A 13,991-nucleotide genomic window follows, 5' to 3' on the forward strand; every position below is an offset into this window, starting at 1 on the left:
GACGTTTACGTGCCAGTCAACGTCTTAAGATTTATTAAGTAAAATCATATACTTAAGATACAAATCAAACCTCGTCCGCGTCAACGATTGCCGTTTCCTTGGCTGCCTCCGCACACCATGCCTGCATCAGCGGATGCGCCATCACCGCCTCCGCGTAGGCCCGTTCTGTCTCGCCCATCTCCAGCGTGTAAGTGAGAAACCGGGTGACGACCGGCGCGAAGAAACAGTCGGCGGCGGAAAACGCGCCGAAGAGAAAGGGGCCGCTGTCGCCGGCCTTCGACCGGCAGGTCGTCCAGATCTCGCGGATACGGGCGATGTCGCGCCCGGCCTCCGGGTCTTGCGGATGCGGCGCCGGTGTCCGGCGCAGGTTCATCGGAAAATGTCCCCGCAAGGCGGGAAAGCCGGAATGAAACTCCGCGCAGATCGAGCGCGCATGGGCACGGGCATGGGGCGCGGCTGGCCACAGGCCCGCATCGGGAAACCGCTCGGCCAGATATTCGATGATCGACAGCGTATCCCAGACCGTCACATCGCCATCGATCAGCACCGGCACGCGCCCGGCCGGAGACAGTCCCTCGATGCGGTCGTAAAACTCCGGAGTATCGAGCGGGAGCAGTTCTTCCTCGAAGGACGTGCCGGTCAGCGCGAGCGCGAGCCAGGCGCGCAGTGACCAGGAGGAGTAATTTTTGTTTCCGACAATCAACTTCATGGCAATCAGCATCCATCTTGCACGGGAAATGATTCGCCTTACGGAAGGCAGTGCTGTTTAGTGTGGCCGAATTCCGATGACTGCGACAGCCAGATGATCCAGCTTCCTTCACTCCGCCGCCTGATACCCGCAGTGCCGACGCTTGCCCTTCTTCTGGGGATGACGGGTGCTGCCATGCCGCAAGTGCCCGCGCCGGAGCCCTACATCGTCGCCAACACCGCAACGCTCGTCCGCTCCGACCAGGGTCTCGAGATCGTGCCGACGGGGTTCGACCAGCGGCTGGTGCATATCGCCCTTTCCGAGGACCGGAGGGAACTCCTGATCGATGCCGGCGCGTCCATGCGTCTGTGGCGCATTCCCACAGGCCTTGCGCGGATCGAATGGCCGGTGTCGGCTGGCGTCAACCTGTCACGTGACGATGCCGTCGTCCTCGCCGGCGTGGCCTCCGCCGAAGAGGTGCCCAGTTGGGGCGCCGAAGTGGACTGGCCAGGCCTCGGTCCGGTGACCCTGATTGTCTTTGAAATGGGCCCCATGCGCTTCGGCGGACTGCTGTCGAGCACGCCGGCCGGCGTCCGCAAACTCCGGCAGATGGTTTTCCAGCGCGCCTCGTCCCACGGCCGGCAACGCCCGAAACCCCGCCCCGTCGAGGCGTGCCCGGCCTGCTGAGCGCTGCCGGCGGTCAAGGCGCCTTGCTGTCTTTCGTTTCTTCGTCGACCGGCCCGCCCTGCGCCTTCCAGGCGCCGAAACCGCCGTCGATATGCGCGACACGCGTCAATCCCATGTCCTGCACCGTCTTCGTTGCAAGCGCTGAACGCCAGCCGGCGGCGCAGAAGAAGACGAACCGCTTGTCCTCGCCAAACACCGGCTTGTGATAGGGGCTGTCCGGATCGACCCAGAATTCCAGCATGCCGCGCGGAGCATGAACGGCACCCGGCATCCGCCCTTCCCGCCCCAGCTCCCGGATATCGCGGATGTCGACGAACACGACCTGCGGGTCGCCATGAAGCGCCATGGCTTCGGCCACGCTCAGCGTCTCGATCTCGGCGTTGGCCGCTTCGATCAGCGCCTTGTAGCCTCTGGTTATCGCTCCCGCCATCGTGTCCCTCTCCTGTTTTGGTCCCGCCGCCTTTCGGTCAGTCTTTGCCCTGCGGCCGGGTTTTTCAAGACGCGAAAGAGGCAACGGCAGAACGAACGGCCGGAATGCGCAAGACACAAACAAAAAGGGGCGCGGCCCCGCCGCACCCCTGTCTCGATTCCGGTGTCCGCGGCCCCGGGCCGCGCAACGTCTATTGAACCGCCACCACCGTGGCGGGACCGACGTCGGCACCGCCGAATACGACCATCAAGGCGAGAACGCCACCGGCCAGGATAACGGCCCATGCCGCCACGCCCCAGCAGGATTTCTGCACATGTTCGTCCATGAGAACCCCTTGCCCGATCCTGAGCCCATGATGAGTTGCGGCGGCACCAATTGCGCGCCGTGTTCGGACGAGCGGGATTTAACGATTTGGAAAGGCTTTCGCAAGGTGAAAAAATGGGCGACCTGCCGTGCGCGTCACGCATGGCGGTTTTTCCGCCCTCTCCCCTCCGGTTGCCCACAGGGGCTTGTGGAGGAAACATCGCGCCGACGACCGGAAATCCGCCGTTTCTCCGCTCTTGCGCCCGAAATCGGCGACGCGCGCAAAGTCACCGCCTTGCTTGATCGCACGCCCGTCCGGGGCCACTGTGTCGCAGGCGCATGTCGCGCACCGCTGCCGGCACAGGAACTCTGATGGACATTCTTACCGCCCTCGATCTTGCTGCGCTTGCCTGGTTCCTGGCGGGCTGGCTTGGCTTTCACGCAGTCGTTGAGCTGTCGCCCTTGCGCAAGCGCACGCTGTCGCATGCGATGAACCGGCATCGCATCGGCTGGATGCTGGAAATGAGCCGCCGGCCGGTGAGGATCATGGACATCGCCGTCGCCGGCGGGCTTCAGCAGGGCACGGGCTTCTTCGCCTCGACCTCGCTTCTGGCGATCGGTGGCTGTTTCGCCCTTCTGACCTCGACCGAATCGGTCTTTCGGATCATGCAGGACCTCGGACTGGACGAAGGACGCAACCCCGCCACCTGGGAATTGAAGGTGATCGGCCTGACGCTGATCTATGCCTATGCGTTCTTCAAGTTCGGCTGGGCCTATCGGCTGTTCAACTACGCCACGATCATGATGGGCGCCATGCCCGACGGAGACCCGAAGCCGGCGCATGTGGCGGACTTCGCCAAACGCGCGGGCGGCATGATGGTGCTCGCCGGCGGCCACTTCAATCGCGGGCAGCGGGCGTTTTTCTTCTCCATCGGATATCTCGGCTGGTTCGCCGACGCCCGTGTGTTTTTCGTCACCACCCTTTTCGTGATGATCGTCCTCACCAGGCGTCAGTTCGCCTCCAGGGCAAGAACCCTCGCCGTTTCCGCACACCAGTCGCCATCGGACCCGATCGCCGACAAGGGCGCCATGAAGACGGAGACAGGCTCGGCAAACCCCTTCACCTGAAAGCTGCCCATCAGTCCGGCGCGGCAGCCCATGATGTCGGCGATGGCCTCCGAGACGAGAATGTCCTGGTTGAGATCGCGGGTGAGCCCGGCGATCCGGGACGCCAGGTTAACGACCGGTCCGACAACGGTGAAATCGAGCCGCGTCTTTGCGCCGACATTGCCGAAGAAGACGTCGCCGGCATGCAGGGCAATGCCGACACGCAGTTCCTGCGACTTTTCGCAACAGGTGCGGTTGATCTCGGAGATCCTCTCCACCGCGTCGCGTGCGGCCATAAGCGCCTGTCGGGACGCTTCGCGTGCGCTCTCCGGGCAGCGGTAGGGAAAGACCGTCATCACCTCGTCGCCGATGAATTTCAGCACCTCGCCGCCATGCGCCTCGACGGCGCTCGTGATCGCCTCGAAATAGGCATTGAGCAACGCGATCAGCTTATCGCCGGGCAACGCGTTGGAGAGCTCGGTGAAGCCGCGCAGGTCGGCAAAGCCGACGACGGCCGAAATCGTCTCGCCGTCGCCGCGATGAACGGTCCCCTCCAGAACGCGCTCGCCGGCGCGGTGCCCGACATAGGTTTCCATCAAGGTGCGCGACGTGCGTTTCAGGGTCTGCAGCTCGCAGATCAGCGCCAGCGGCCGGGTGATTGCCTCCAGAAGACCGATCTCGGCGCCGGAAAAGCCGTTCCTTGCGCGGGTCGCGAAGCTCACCCCCTTCAGCGAACCGTCGGAAAACGGCATCGGCAGAATGATGTAGTCGGTATATCCACCCTCGATCAGATCCGGCGTGATGCCGAAGTGCGGCGGCTCTTCATCGCCGATCAGCCGGATGCGCACACTGCGTCTCTCGGTGTAGACCACCTTCAGCGGGCTGGCCAGATACACCTCGTTGGTCTCCGCCGACTCGAAATAGCGGCGCATTTCCCGCTCGCCGTCGCTGCTCCACAAAGCGCTTTCCGCGCGAACATTGGGATGCAGCAGCGGGATCGAGGTGGAAATCCGCTCGACGAGCAAGCCGCTCTTGCGCAACCGCTGCGCCAGCGTCTCGATGAGCTCCAGACTGTCGCCGATCATGACGGCTTCGCCATAAAGCCATTCCATGACATCGGCGGCCAGCACGGTTGCGTTGATCGTCATGGATGCCCCTTCGCCCCGGGTCGCCCGGGCCCCTGCTGTCTGCCACGTCGCGACCCGAAATGCCGCATTGCCGCGCGGCCGAAGCGCCACGCCAAACCGAGCCGGGCCCGGCGTATTGCCGCGGGGGCAGGCTCCAAGCTTATCTAGGGCCGGAGTTTAGCCGAAAAAAGACCGTTTCGCGATCACGTGTTCCCCAGAGGCAGGAAAAGCCTATTCGGCGTCCCACTCCGGCGCGAAATCCGGATCGACCCGGCGCCCGTTCCCGCTGCCCAGCGCGAAGATCGCGTCCATCTCGTCCGCGCTCAGCTCGAAGTCGAAAATCGCCGCATTCTCGGCAAGCCGTGCCGGGTTTCCGGTCTTGGGGATCGCGGCCACATTGTCCTGCTGCACCAGCCAGCGCAGCGTGACCTGGACCTCCGATTTGCCGTGACGCTTCGCGATGTCGCGAATGACCTGCTGCTCGCGCACCGCGCCCTTCTGGATCGGGGAATAGGCGGTCAGCCCCATGCCGGCCTCGGCAAGCGCCGCGCGCACCGCCTTCTGGGACAGCTGCGGGTGATACTCCACCTGATTGAGCGACAGCGCTCCACCGGTGAGATCCTGTGCCTCGCGCACCAGCGCGGCCGTGAAATTCGACACGCCGATCGCCCGCGCCCAGCCGCGCGCGCGCACCTCGAGCAGAGCCTCCATCTGTTCCTTCAAGGGAACATGGGCATTCGGCCAATGGATCAGGAAGAGGTCGACATGCTCAAGCCCGAGCCGGTCGAGACTGTCCTCGCAGGAGCGCAGCATCAGCTCCGGGTCGAGGCGGTCGTGCCAAACCTTGGTGGTGAGAAAATAGTCGTCGCGCGAACGCCCCGATGCCCGAAGGCCGGCCCCGACATCCTTTTCGTTGTCGTACATCGCCGCCGTATCGACATGGGACCAGCCGCTTTCCAGCGCGGCCCGCACGATGTCACGGCACGGTTCGCCGCTGAGCGGCCAGGTGCCAAGGCCCAGCGCCGGCATGTCGATGCCATTGAGAGACAGGTATTTCATTGCAGGATCCTCTTCGGTGACAACGTCTCCGGCGTGCGGACATGATTCGGGCGGGAACCGCGAAGGAACCCGCCCGAAGGAACCTCAGTCGAGATCGGAAACGGAGGCCGCGACCTTGCCGACGAGACCGTATTCGATGGCCTCGTCCGGCCCCATCCAGTAGTCGCGGTCGGTGTCTTTCTCGATCCGCTCCATCGGCTGTCCGGTGGCATCGGCGAAGATCTTGTTCAAGCGGTCGCGCATCTTGAGGATCTCGCGCGCCTGGATCTCGATGTCCGATGCCTGGCCGCCGGCGCCGCCGGACGGTTGATGCAGCAGGAAGCGCGTGTTCGGCGTGCAGTAACGACGCTCCTTGGGAACCGAGACGTAGATCAGCGCGCCGGCGCTCGCCACCCAGCCCATGCCCAGGATACGAACCTCGGGCGCGATGAACTTGATGGTGTCATGGATCATGTCGCCCGATTCGACGTGGCCGCCGGGCGAGGACACGATCACGGTGATCGGATCATGCGACACCTGCGCCAGCGCCATCAGGCGCGCGCTGACGTCCCGCGCCAGTTCCTGGGTGATCGGCCCGGTGATGAGAACCGTGCGCGCGTCGAACAGATGCTTGTCGACCTGAATGGAACTCGGCGTCTTGGTCTTTTCCTCTTCCTCGTCGTCGAGGCGGCTCGGCACATCGGTCGTCTTGTTGGTCATGTGCAAGATCTGCTCCTTGTGAAGACGGATTCGGCCCGGAAAGGCCCTGTCTCGACCCCCATACTTAGGCGATGCGCGCCCGCGCGGCAAAGGGGTTTCGGAAAGAAGGTTTCCATGACCCCAAACATCGCGCCCGCAGGGCGACTTTTTGGCGCTCGCCGCACCGGGCGGTCACGCGGCGCACCGTCCCGGAGGCGTGCACGCCCCCCTCCCCGACACCTGCGCCAGATCCCCGGGCCTCCCGACCGAGACGACCGCCGCAGTCCAGGAATGGGCGAAGCGGGTGGTGGGGTGGCAACTCGCATCTGCCCCTCAACCGGTCTTGTTGAAGATCTCCCGGCCGATCAGCATGCGTCGGATTTCGGACGTTCCGGCACCGATCTCGTAGAGTTTGGCGTCGCGCAGGAGCCGGCCGGTCGGATATTCGTTGATGTAGCCGTTGCCGCCGAGCAGCTGGATCGCGTCGAGCGCCATCTTGGTGGCGGTTTCAGCGGCATAGAGGATCGCGCCGGCGGCATCCTCGCGCGTCGTCTCGCCCCGGTCGCAGGCTTGCGCCACGGCATAGACATAGGCCTTGGAGGAATTCATCGCGACATACATGTCCGCGACCTTTCCCTGAACGAGCTGGAACGTGCCGATCGGCTGATCGAACTGCTTGCGCTCGTGAATATAGGGGATCACCGCATCCATCGCGGCCTGCATGATGCCGACGGCACCGGCGGCAAGCACCGCGCGTTCGTAGTCGAGGCCCGACATCAGCACATTGACGCCCTTGCCGACCTGATGAAGCACGTTTTCCTCCGGGACCTCGCAGTCCTGGAACACCAGCTCGCCGGTCTCCGACCCGCGCATGCCAAGCTTGTCGAGCTTCTGGGCAACGGAAAAGCCGGCGAAGCCCTTCTCGATCAGAAAGGCGGTGATGCCCTTGGGTCCGGCCGCCGGATCGGTCTTGGCGTAGACGATCAGCGTGTCGGCATCCGGCCCGTTGGTGATCCACATCTTGGACCCGTTCAGAATGTAGCGGTCGCCCTTCTTGTCGGCCCGCAGCTTCATGGAAACGACATCCGACCCCGCCCCCGGCTCCGACATCGCCAGCGCACCGAGATGCTCGCCGGTGATCAGCTTTTCCAGATAGCGGGTCTTTTGCGCATCCGTGCCCCAGCGGCGCAGCTGATTGACGCACAGGTTGGAATGCGCGCCGTAGGACAGGCCGATGGAGGCCGATGCGCGCGACACTTCCTCCATCGCGATGCAATGCTCCAGATACCCGAGGCCGGTGCCGCCCCATTCCTCTTCCACCGTGATGCCATGCAGGCCAAGCTCGCCCATCGCCGGCCACAGCTCGGCGCGCGGGAACCAGTCCTCGCGGTCGATACGCTCGGCGAGCGGCGCAATCCTGTCCTGCGAAAACGAGCGCACGCTGTCGCGCAGCATGTCTGCGGTCTCGCCGAGATTGAAGTTGAAGGCAGGAAAATCGTTGCGGATCATGGCTTTGGCTCCGGTTCGGACGGCGCGGCCGGGGCGCGTCCGGGCGGTTGGGTTCAAGATTACGGGGTCAGGATCTGGTCGTAGCGCACGAAGGGACTCAGCACCGCAACCTTGTCATAGAGCGCCCTCGCGCGGGCATTGTCGTCATGGGTGTGCCAGTAGACGGAGCGGCAGCCGCGCGCCTTGGCGGCTTCGTCGACAGCCGCAATCAGTGCCCGTCCGGCACCGCCGCCGCGCATCGCACCGTCCACATAGAGGTCTTCCAGGTAGCAGGTCGGCGCGAGCGACCAGGTGGTTTCGTGGACGATATAGTGGACAAATCCGACCATCCGGCCGCCCTGCTCGACGACAAGACCGCAATGGGCGCCGTCGCCGGAGATCCGGGCGAAAACCGCCTCCGACACCCCATCGCCAAGCTCCTGCCGGTAGAAAGCGAGATAGGCCTGCCACAGCCGCAGCCAGTCGGCGCGGTCGGCGGCGACGAGCGGCCGGATCGCGATCCTTTCTGCCTCAGTCATTCAGTCCCTCCCGCGCGATCATGGTGAAGAGGCCGGTCGCTATATGGACCTCGCCGAAGTCGCCGAAGCCATAGACGTCGGCGGCCGCCACGGTCAGCGTCCGGCCGGGCTTGATGACCCGACCGACGGCCCTGATCCGGTCGCCGCGCCCGGGATTGAGCAGGTTCATCTTGAATTCGGTGGTCAGCACGCCGTGCCCCGGCTCGAACAGCGAGAGCGCCGCATAGCCGGCCGCACTGTCGGCCAGCGTGCTGGTCACCCCGGCGTGAAAGAAACCGTGCTGTTGGGTCAGGCCGGGCTGATACGCGGCCGCGAGTTCGACCCGCCCGGGCGCAAGCGCGGCAATCTCCGCACCCAGCGTGGTCATGAACGCCTGGCGCGCGAAGCTTGCGCGCACCCGCGCCTCCCATGCCGGATCGCGGGGCTGCTGCGCGCTCATGGCGCCTTGTCCCCAAGAGCGGAGAACAGGTCGCCGGCCGGTCCCATCTCGGCGAGCCGCTTGCGGCACCCGGCCTCCACCTCTTCAAGCTCCGAAAGCGTCAGGTCGATGTCCTGGCGCTTGGCCAGAAGCTCCGCACGCCGGCTTTCGATACGGCGCATCAACAGCTGCAGCTGCCCCGCTTCGCCCGGCGCCTTCGCATACATGGTGATGATGTCGCGGATCTCGGCCAGCGAGAAGCCCAGCCGCTTGCCGCGCAGGATCAGCTTCAGCCGCGTCCGGTCGCCGGGGCGATAAAGCCGCTGGCGCCCGCGCCGTTGCGGCTTGAGAAACCCCTCGGCCTCGTAGAACCGAAGCGTCCGCGTCGTCACGCCGAATTCCTGGGTGAGCTGGGTGATGGTATAATAAGGCTGCATGACCCCTCCGAGGTCATGCTGAATTACCTTTACGTTTAAGTCAATAAGTAAAATTTATACCATTTCTTACAATAAGATAACTGCTATAATTGTCGATAAGATATCGAGTTTTACCCATCAGCGATGCACCCTTTGCGGCAGCGGCGCACCCGGCGTCTTCCCCGCCCTTGCGCGGTGGGGCGCCTGAAAGACTCCGGGTTTTTCTTGGCCTCGACCGCCCGACCCGGCAAACTGGGCCGAGGCATCCGGCAGGCCGTTCATGCCCAAACCGCCGACCGGAGCCGGTTTCAGCGGCGGGACGCATTTTCCGCCCCGACAGGAGGTCCGCATATGTCGACGATCCAATCCACCGCACCCGGGATGCGGAAGCCATCGCACGCACGCGCCGGCCGGATTGCCGGATACGCCGGGATGCTCGTCCTCGCCCTCGCCGCCCTTGTCCCGACCGTTGCCGAAGCGGCCCGACCCGACCTTCGCCGAATGAGCTGCGCACAGGCGCAGGCGATGGTCGCCCAGCGCGGCGCGGTGGTGATGACCACCGGCCAATACACCTATCAGCGCTTCGTCGCCGGCCCGCGCTGGTGCGACCGCTGGGAGGTCGTGCGGCCCGAGGTCGCCCGCACCCGCGACACGCAAAGCTGCGTGGTCGGCTACATCTGCGAGGTGCCGCTGTTTCGCCCCTTCGAGTGGGACTGACGAAGGCAAAACAGGGCGCTCGATTGCGCGCTCACCCAATGCACACGTTTGACGGAATTCTTCCAGCGGCTAAGGTGAAGAACGCGCTACGGCAACCGCCGGCAGTGCCGAAATGCTGAAAAACTGTCCAGTGTCTGGCGCTTTTTCGGACTTGAGACGCGCCACGCCAGCTTGCGAAATTGTCAAAGGTTGGCAGCCGGAAAACCGGACACGGTCGCGCAGAGGGGGAGAATGACGGATACAGAGCCATTCAACGAAATGCTTGGGTCCGATGGAGAGCCCCGCGCGCCCTACAAGGCGCTGGCGGACTGGTTTTCCGGCATGACCCCTGCGGAAATGCGCAGGAAATCGCGCGAGGCCGAAACGATTTTCCGGCGTCTGGGCATCACATTCGCCGTTTATGGCACGTCGGAAGCGACCGAACGCCTGATCCCCTTCGACATCGTGCCGCGCGTCCTCGCGGCGGCCGAATGGCGGCGCATTTCCGCCGGGATAGACCAGCGGGTGCGGGCACTGAACGCGTTCCTGCACGACATCTACCACCGCCAGGAAATCATCCGCGCCGGCCGCATTCCCGCCGATCTGGTGGTCCAGAACGAGGCCTTCCTCCCGGAGATGATCGGCTTCACCCCGCCGCGCAAGGTCTATGCGCATATCATCGGCACGGATCTCGTGCGCGTCGGCGAGGATGAGTTCTACGTTCTTGAGGACAACACCCGCACGCCCTCCGGGGTCTCCTACATGCTGGAAAACCGCGAAACCATGATGCGCATGTTTCCGGAACTGTTTCAGCAGAACCGGGTCGCGCCGATCGAGCACTATCCCGACCTGTTGCGCGAAACGCTGGAAAGCGTCGCACCGGAAACCTGCGACGCGCAGGACCCCACGGTCTGTATCCTCACGCCGGGGATCTACAATTCCGCCTATTTCGAGCATGCCTTCCTCGCCGACAGCATGGGCGTCGAATTGTGCGAGGCCCGCGACCTTTTCGTCGAGGACGGCAAGGTCTTCATGCGCACCACCCGTGCGCCGGAGCGGGTGCATGTGATTTACCGGCGCATCGACGACGCCTTCCTCGACCCCCTCACCTTCCGGCCCGACAGCATGCTTGGCGTGCCGGGGCTGTTCGACGCCTATCGCGCGGGAAACGTCACGATCTGCAATGCGCCGGGCACCGGCATCGCCGACGACAAGGCGGTCTATGCCTATCTGCCGGAGATCATCGAATTCTACACCGGGCAAAAGCCGATCCTGCAGAACGTCCCCACCTGGAACTGCGCGCGGGACGACGATCTGGCCTATGTGCTCGACCATCTGTCGGACATCGTGGTCAAGGAAGTGCACGGATCGGGCGGCTACGGCATGCTGATCGGTCCGACCGCCTCCAAACGCGAGCTGGCGGAATTCAAGCGGCGGCTCAAGGCCAATCCGTCGAACTACATCGCCCAGCCGACCCTGTCGCTCTCCGCGTGTCCCACCCATGTCGCCTCGGGCCTCGCCCCGCGGCATGTCGACCTCAGGCCCTATGTTCTGGTCGGGGACAAGGTGCGCATCACGCCTGGCGGGCTGACCCGCGTTGCCTTGAAGAAGGGCTCGCTGGTGGTCAATTCCAGCCAGGGTGGCGGCACCAAGGACACCTGGGTACTGGAGGACTGACAAGACATGCTCGGCCGCACCGCCGCTTCGCTCTACTGGACCTCGCGCTACAACGAGCGCGCGGAGAACATGGCCCGCCTGCTGGAAGTCGGCTATCGCATCGCGATGACCCCGCGCCTGGGGCAGGATCATTCCGACGACTGGCGCTCCACGCTGGTGAGCGCGGGATGCGACGGAGCGTTCTTCGCCAAATACGACGACCCGAGCAAGCGGGCCGTCGTCCAGCACATGCTGTTCGACCGGGACAATCCCTCCTCGGTACGTTCTTGCATCGAGGCCGCACGCAACAACGCCCGTTCCGTCAGGACCGCCATCACCGGAGAAATGTGGGAAAGCCTGAACACCACCTATCTGGAGTTCCTGGACATTCGTCCGCAGCACATGACCGACAACAAGCTGCCGGACTTCCTGGCCTGGATCAAACAGCGCTCCATGCTGTTTCGTGGCGCAATGCTCGGAACCCTGATGCGCGACGCGGGCTACCATTTCAGCCAGTTCGGCGCCTTCATCGAGCGCACGGACAACACCGCCCGGATCCTCGACGTGAAGTACTGGATCCTGCTGCCGGACAACGAAGTGATCGGCGGCGACCTGGACCGCTACCAGTGGACCACGATCCTGCGGTCGGTTTCGGCGCACAGGAGCTATCGCCACGCCTATCGCGATGCGCAGGTCCGTCCCTTCAACGTGGCGGAATTCCTGATCCTGCGAAAGGAAATGCCACGGTCGATCGCATACTGCTATGATTGGATCGCGGAAAGCGCCGCCGCGCTTGCGGTGCGTTATCACGACAGTCCGGTCAGCTGCGACATGGCGCAAGGCACGTTGTCGCTTCTGGAAGACACCTCGATGGACCGGATCTTCCAGGGCGGCCTGCACGAGTTCCTGACCGACCTCATCGGCCGCAACAACGCGCTTGGCGCCCAGCTCGCCGCGGACTACCACTTCTCGTGACACGGACCGGACGCAGGTCCGACACGCGACCAACGGAGGCCGACGGCCCATGCGCCTCGTCGTGAAACACGTCACCCGCTATGCCTACGAGCAGCCGATCGCTCACATGATCCAGCAATTGCGGCTCGTTCCCCATACCCACAAGGGCCAGAAGATCCTGTCCTGGTCGGTAAGCGTTCCGGGCCTGGAACGCGGAGCGCACTACACAGACGCATTCGGGAACCGCGTCGATCTCGTCAGCCATCGCGGCCCCGTGACCGAACTCACAGTCGCCGTCGAGGGGATGGTTGAGACGAGTGACACGGCCGGGATCGTCGGGGCGTTTCCCTATGCCGCACCGGATGGCGTGTTCCGACGCTTCACGCCCCTCACCCAGACGAATGCATCGATCCGGCGTCTCGGCGCCATCGCCGAGAACACCGACGACATTGCCGGATTTCACGAGCTGATGCATGCCATTCGCGACAAGGTCGGCTATCAAACGGGCGTCACCGAAGTCCATACGACCGCAGCCGAGGCACTCTCGTCCGGCCTCGGGGTCTGCCAGGATCATGCACATATTTTCATCAGTGCGGCACGCAGCATCGGCGTTCCCGCCCGCTATGTCTCAGGCTACATGCTGATGGGGGACGAGCAGGATTCCGAGGCCCATCACGCCTGGGCCGAGGTCAAGCTTCCCTCGCTCGGCTGGGTCGGGTTCGACGTTTCCAACGGCATGTGCCCGACGGAGCGCTACATCCGCCTGACCTGCGGTCTGGATTCGCGTTCCGCCGCGCCCATTCGCGGCGTTCGACGGGGAAATGGCGACGAGGCCATGTCGGTCGAGGTGGCGGTCCTGCAGGAATCGGCGCAATCTCAGCAACAATGAAACCGTTGCTCCGGTCCCCGGAACGCGGTCATATCCGTCACAACGTCCCATAAGGGAATCAGTTCGCACTGCGGCAACCCGTTGCCACGGTGCGTGTCAAACGGTGCAACATGACGTACTGCGTGGGCCTCAAACTCGACCGCGGCCTTGTGATGGCCGCCGATACCCGCACGAATGCCGGGCTCGACAATGTCGCAACCTTCAAAAAGCTGAATGTCTGGGAAAAGCCCGGCGAGCGGGTGATCAGCCTGATGTCCGCCGGCAATCTCGCCATCACCCAGTCCGTGGTGAGCCTCTTGTCGGAGCGGCTGGAAAGCGACGACCCCACCCGCCCGACGCTGTTCTCGGTCGAGACGATGTTCCAGGCCGCGCGCCTCGTCGGCAGCGTCATGCGCGATGTGCGCGCCATCGACGGCGATGCGCTTGCCGCCAATTCCGAAAGCTTCAGCGTGACCTTCCTGCTGGGCGGCCAGATCAAGGGCGAGACCCCGCGGCTGTTCCAGATCTACTCCGCCGGCAATTTCATCGAGGCCTCGCACGACACGCCCTTCCTGCAGATCGGCGAGCACAAATACGGCAAGCCGATCCTCGACCGGGTGACCCAGGCCGACATGCGCCTTGGCCAGGCGGCGAAACTGGTGCTCCTGTCGTTCAACTCGACGCTGCGGTCGAACCTGTCCGTCGGCATGCCGATCGACATGCTGCTCTACAACACCGACAGCTTCTCGGCCCATCGCCAGACGCGGATCGAGGAAACCGACCGATATTTCGCGGATATGTCGCGCATGTGGTCCGAAAAGCTCCGCGACGCAGTCGCCGAGATCCCCGACTTCGAGATCTGACGCCACGCCCCCAA

17 protein-coding genes are annotated in these 13,991 nt (G+C 64.1%); 7 read left to right on the forward strand and 10 right to left on the reverse strand.

From position 1 onward, the window contains the following. Positions 1–64 precede the first annotated feature (64 nt). Positions 65–709, reverse strand: a complete 645-nt coding sequence (locus G572_RS0104925) for a glutathione S-transferase family protein (RefSeq protein WP_037545862.1) — start codon at positions 707–709, stop codon at positions 65–67. Positions 710–841: 132 nt separating this feature from the next. Between G572_RS0104925 and G572_RS0104930 the strand changes: the two genes are divergently transcribed. Next, positions 842–1,375 carry a hypothetical protein gene (locus G572_RS0104930; RefSeq protein WP_156884469.1) on the forward strand — a complete coding sequence of 178 codons (534 nt, stop codon included), beginning with the start codon at positions 842–844 and terminating at the stop codon, positions 1,373–1,375. Between the two features lie 13 nt (positions 1,376–1,388). Here the strand turns inward: G572_RS0104930 and G572_RS0104935 are convergent, their stop codons facing one another. Together G572_RS0104935 and G572_RS26750 are read right to left on the reverse strand one after the other, a co-directional pair. Next, positions 1,389–1,805, reverse strand: a complete 417-nt coding sequence (locus tag G572_RS0104935; protein ID WP_029057527.1) for a rhodanese-like domain-containing protein — start codon at positions 1,803–1,805, stop codon at positions 1,389–1,391. A 190-nt stretch (positions 1,806–1,995) separates the two neighbouring features. Continuing rightward, a complete protein-coding gene (locus G572_RS26750) occupies positions 1,996–2,130 on the reverse strand; it encodes a hypothetical protein (RefSeq protein WP_281168746.1) in 135 nt (44 codons plus the stop codon). 350 nt (positions 2,131–2,480) lie between these two features. On the opposite strand from G572_RS26750, the gene G572_RS25845 reads away from it, so the two are divergent. Further along, positions 2,481–3,236: a DUF599 domain-containing protein gene (locus G572_RS25845; RefSeq protein WP_029057528.1), complete on the forward strand. Its 756-nt coding sequence runs from the start codon at positions 2,481–2,483 to the stop codon at positions 3,234–3,236. Here G572_RS25845 and G572_RS0104950 read toward each other — a convergent pair. From G572_RS0104950 to G572_RS0104980, 7 genes are all read right to left on the reverse strand, one after another. Further along, positions 3,119–4,363 carry an adenylate/guanylate cyclase domain-containing protein gene (locus G572_RS0104950; protein ID WP_029057529.1) on the reverse strand — a complete coding sequence of 415 codons (1,245 nt, stop codon included), beginning with the start codon at positions 4,361–4,363 and terminating at the stop codon, positions 3,119–3,121. The genes G572_RS25845 and G572_RS0104950 overlap by 118 nt on opposite strands. A gap of 210 nt (positions 4,364–4,573) precedes the next feature. After that, the gene (locus G572_RS0104955; protein WP_029057530.1) at positions 4,574–5,401 is read right to left on the reverse strand and encodes an aldo/keto reductase; all 828 of its coding nucleotides are present in this window, start codon (positions 5,399–5,401) and stop codon (positions 4,574–4,576) included. 84 nt (positions 5,402–5,485) lie between these two features. After that, positions 5,486–6,100, reverse strand: a complete 615-nt coding sequence (locus G572_RS0104960) for an ATP-dependent Clp protease proteolytic subunit (RefSeq protein ID WP_029057531.1) — start codon at positions 6,098–6,100, stop codon at positions 5,486–5,488. 312 nt (positions 6,101–6,412) lie between these two features. Continuing rightward, complete coding sequence (locus G572_RS0104965; RefSeq protein ID WP_029057532.1) at positions 6,413–7,588, reverse strand: isovaleryl-CoA dehydrogenase; 1,176 nt, start codon at positions 7,586–7,588, stop codon at positions 6,413–6,415. 59 nt (positions 7,589–7,647) lie between these two features. After that, positions 7,648–8,106 carry a GNAT family N-acetyltransferase gene (locus G572_RS0104970; RefSeq protein ID WP_029057533.1) on the reverse strand — a complete coding sequence of 153 codons (459 nt, stop codon included), beginning with the start codon at positions 8,104–8,106 and terminating at the stop codon, positions 7,648–7,650. Continuing rightward, positions 8,099–8,545, reverse strand: a complete 447-nt coding sequence (locus G572_RS0104975) for a PaaI family thioesterase (protein WP_029057534.1) — start codon at positions 8,543–8,545, stop codon at positions 8,099–8,101. Before G572_RS0104975 ends, G572_RS0104970 begins: the two co-directional genes overlap by 8 nt. Further along, a complete protein-coding gene (locus G572_RS0104980) occupies positions 8,542–8,961 on the reverse strand; it encodes a MerR family transcriptional regulator (RefSeq protein ID WP_029057535.1) in 420 nt (139 codons plus the stop codon). The genes G572_RS0104975 and G572_RS0104980 overlap by 4 nt, the downstream gene beginning before the upstream one ends. Positions 8,962–9,372: 411 nt before the next feature. On the opposite strand from G572_RS0104980, the gene G572_RS0104985 reads away from it, so the two are divergent. The 5 genes from G572_RS0104985 (at position 9,373) to G572_RS0105005 (ending at position 13,977) form a co-directional block, all read left to right on the forward strand. Further along, entirely contained in the window at positions 9,373–9,657 is a 285-nt protein-coding gene (locus G572_RS0104985) for a hypothetical protein (RefSeq protein WP_037545868.1), read from the forward strand. Between the two features lie 231 nt (positions 9,658–9,888). After that, positions 9,889–11,313, forward strand: coding sequence for a circularly permuted type 2 ATP-grasp protein (locus tag G572_RS0104990; RefSeq protein ID WP_029057537.1), 1,425 nt, complete (start codon positions 9,889–9,891; stop codon positions 11,311–11,313). Between the two features lie 6 nt (positions 11,314–11,319). Then, a complete protein-coding gene (locus G572_RS0104995; RefSeq protein ID WP_029057538.1) occupies positions 11,320–12,267 on the forward strand; it encodes an alpha-E domain-containing protein in 948 nt (315 codons plus the stop codon). Positions 12,268–12,316: 49 nt separating this feature from the next. Continuing rightward, positions 12,317–13,135, forward strand: a complete 819-nt coding sequence (locus tag G572_RS0105000) for a transglutaminase family protein (protein ID WP_029057539.1) — start codon at positions 12,317–12,319, stop codon at positions 13,133–13,135. Positions 13,136–13,245: 110 nt separating this feature from the next. Then, positions 13,246–13,977 carry a proteasome-type protease gene (locus G572_RS0105005; RefSeq protein ID WP_029057540.1) on the forward strand — a complete coding sequence of 244 codons (732 nt, stop codon included), beginning with the start codon at positions 13,246–13,248 and terminating at the stop codon, positions 13,975–13,977. Positions 13,978–13,991 lie beyond the last annotated feature (14 nt).

This window comes from Stappia stellulata DSM 5886, assembly GCF_000423705.1.
Classification (GTDB): Bacteria; Pseudomonadota; Alphaproteobacteria; order Rhizobiales; family Stappiaceae; genus Stappia; species Stappia stellulata.

What these genes read in the sequence shown, in the direction of transcription:
- G572_RS0104925 (WP_037545862.1), bottom strand. Translation starts at nt 709, where the DNA reads ATGAAGTTGATTGTCGGAAACAAAAATTACTCCTCCTGGTCACTGCGC.
- G572_RS0104935 (WP_029057527.1), bottom strand. Translation starts at nt 1,805, where the DNA reads ATGGCGGGAGCGATAACCAGAGGCTACAAGGCGCTGATCGAAGCGGCC.
- G572_RS26750 (WP_281168746.1), bottom strand. Translation starts at nt 2,130, where the DNA reads ATGGACGAACATGTGCAGAAATCCTGCTGGGGCGTGGCGGCATGGGCC.
- G572_RS25845 (WP_029057528.1), top strand. Translation starts at nt 2,481, where the DNA reads ATGGACATTCTTACCGCCCTCGATCTTGCTGCGCTTGCCTGGTTCCTG.
- G572_RS0104950 (WP_029057529.1), bottom strand. Translation starts at nt 4,363, where the DNA reads ATGACGATCAACGCAACCGTGCTGGCCGCCGATGTCATGGAATGGCTT.
- G572_RS0104955 (WP_029057530.1), bottom strand. Translation starts at nt 5,401, where the DNA reads ATGAAATACCTGTCTCTCAATGGCATCGACATGCCGGCGCTGGGCCTT.
- G572_RS0104960 (WP_029057531.1), bottom strand. Translation starts at nt 6,100, where the DNA reads ATGACCAACAAGACGACCGATGTGCCGAGCCGCCTCGACGACGAGGAA.
- G572_RS0104965 (WP_029057532.1), bottom strand. Translation starts at nt 7,588, where the DNA reads ATGATCCGCAACGATTTTCCTGCCTTCAACTTCAATCTCGGCGAGACC.
- G572_RS0104970 (WP_029057533.1), bottom strand. Translation starts at nt 8,106, where the DNA reads ATGACTGAGGCAGAAAGGATCGCGATCCGGCCGCTCGTCGCCGCCGAC.
- G572_RS0104975 (WP_029057534.1), bottom strand. Translation starts at nt 8,545, where the DNA reads ATGAGCGCGCAGCAGCCCCGCGATCCGGCATGGGAGGCGCGGGTGCGC.
- G572_RS0104980 (WP_029057535.1), bottom strand. Translation starts at nt 8,961, where the DNA reads ATGCAGCCTTATTATACCATCACCCAGCTCACCCAGGAATTCGGCGTG.
- G572_RS0104985 (WP_037545868.1), top strand. Translation starts at nt 9,373, where the DNA reads ATGCTCGTCCTCGCCCTCGCCGCCCTTGTCCCGACCGTTGCCGAAGCG.
- G572_RS0104990 (WP_029057537.1), top strand. Translation starts at nt 9,889, where the DNA reads ATGACGGATACAGAGCCATTCAACGAAATGCTTGGGTCCGATGGAGAG.
- G572_RS0104995 (WP_029057538.1), top strand. Translation starts at nt 11,320, where the DNA reads ATGCTCGGCCGCACCGCCGCTTCGCTCTACTGGACCTCGCGCTACAAC.
- G572_RS0105000 (WP_029057539.1), top strand. Translation starts at nt 12,317, where the DNA reads ATGCGCCTCGTCGTGAAACACGTCACCCGCTATGCCTACGAGCAGCCG.
- G572_RS0105005 (WP_029057540.1), top strand. Translation starts at nt 13,246, where the DNA reads ATGACGTACTGCGTGGGCCTCAAACTCGACCGCGGCCTTGTGATGGCC.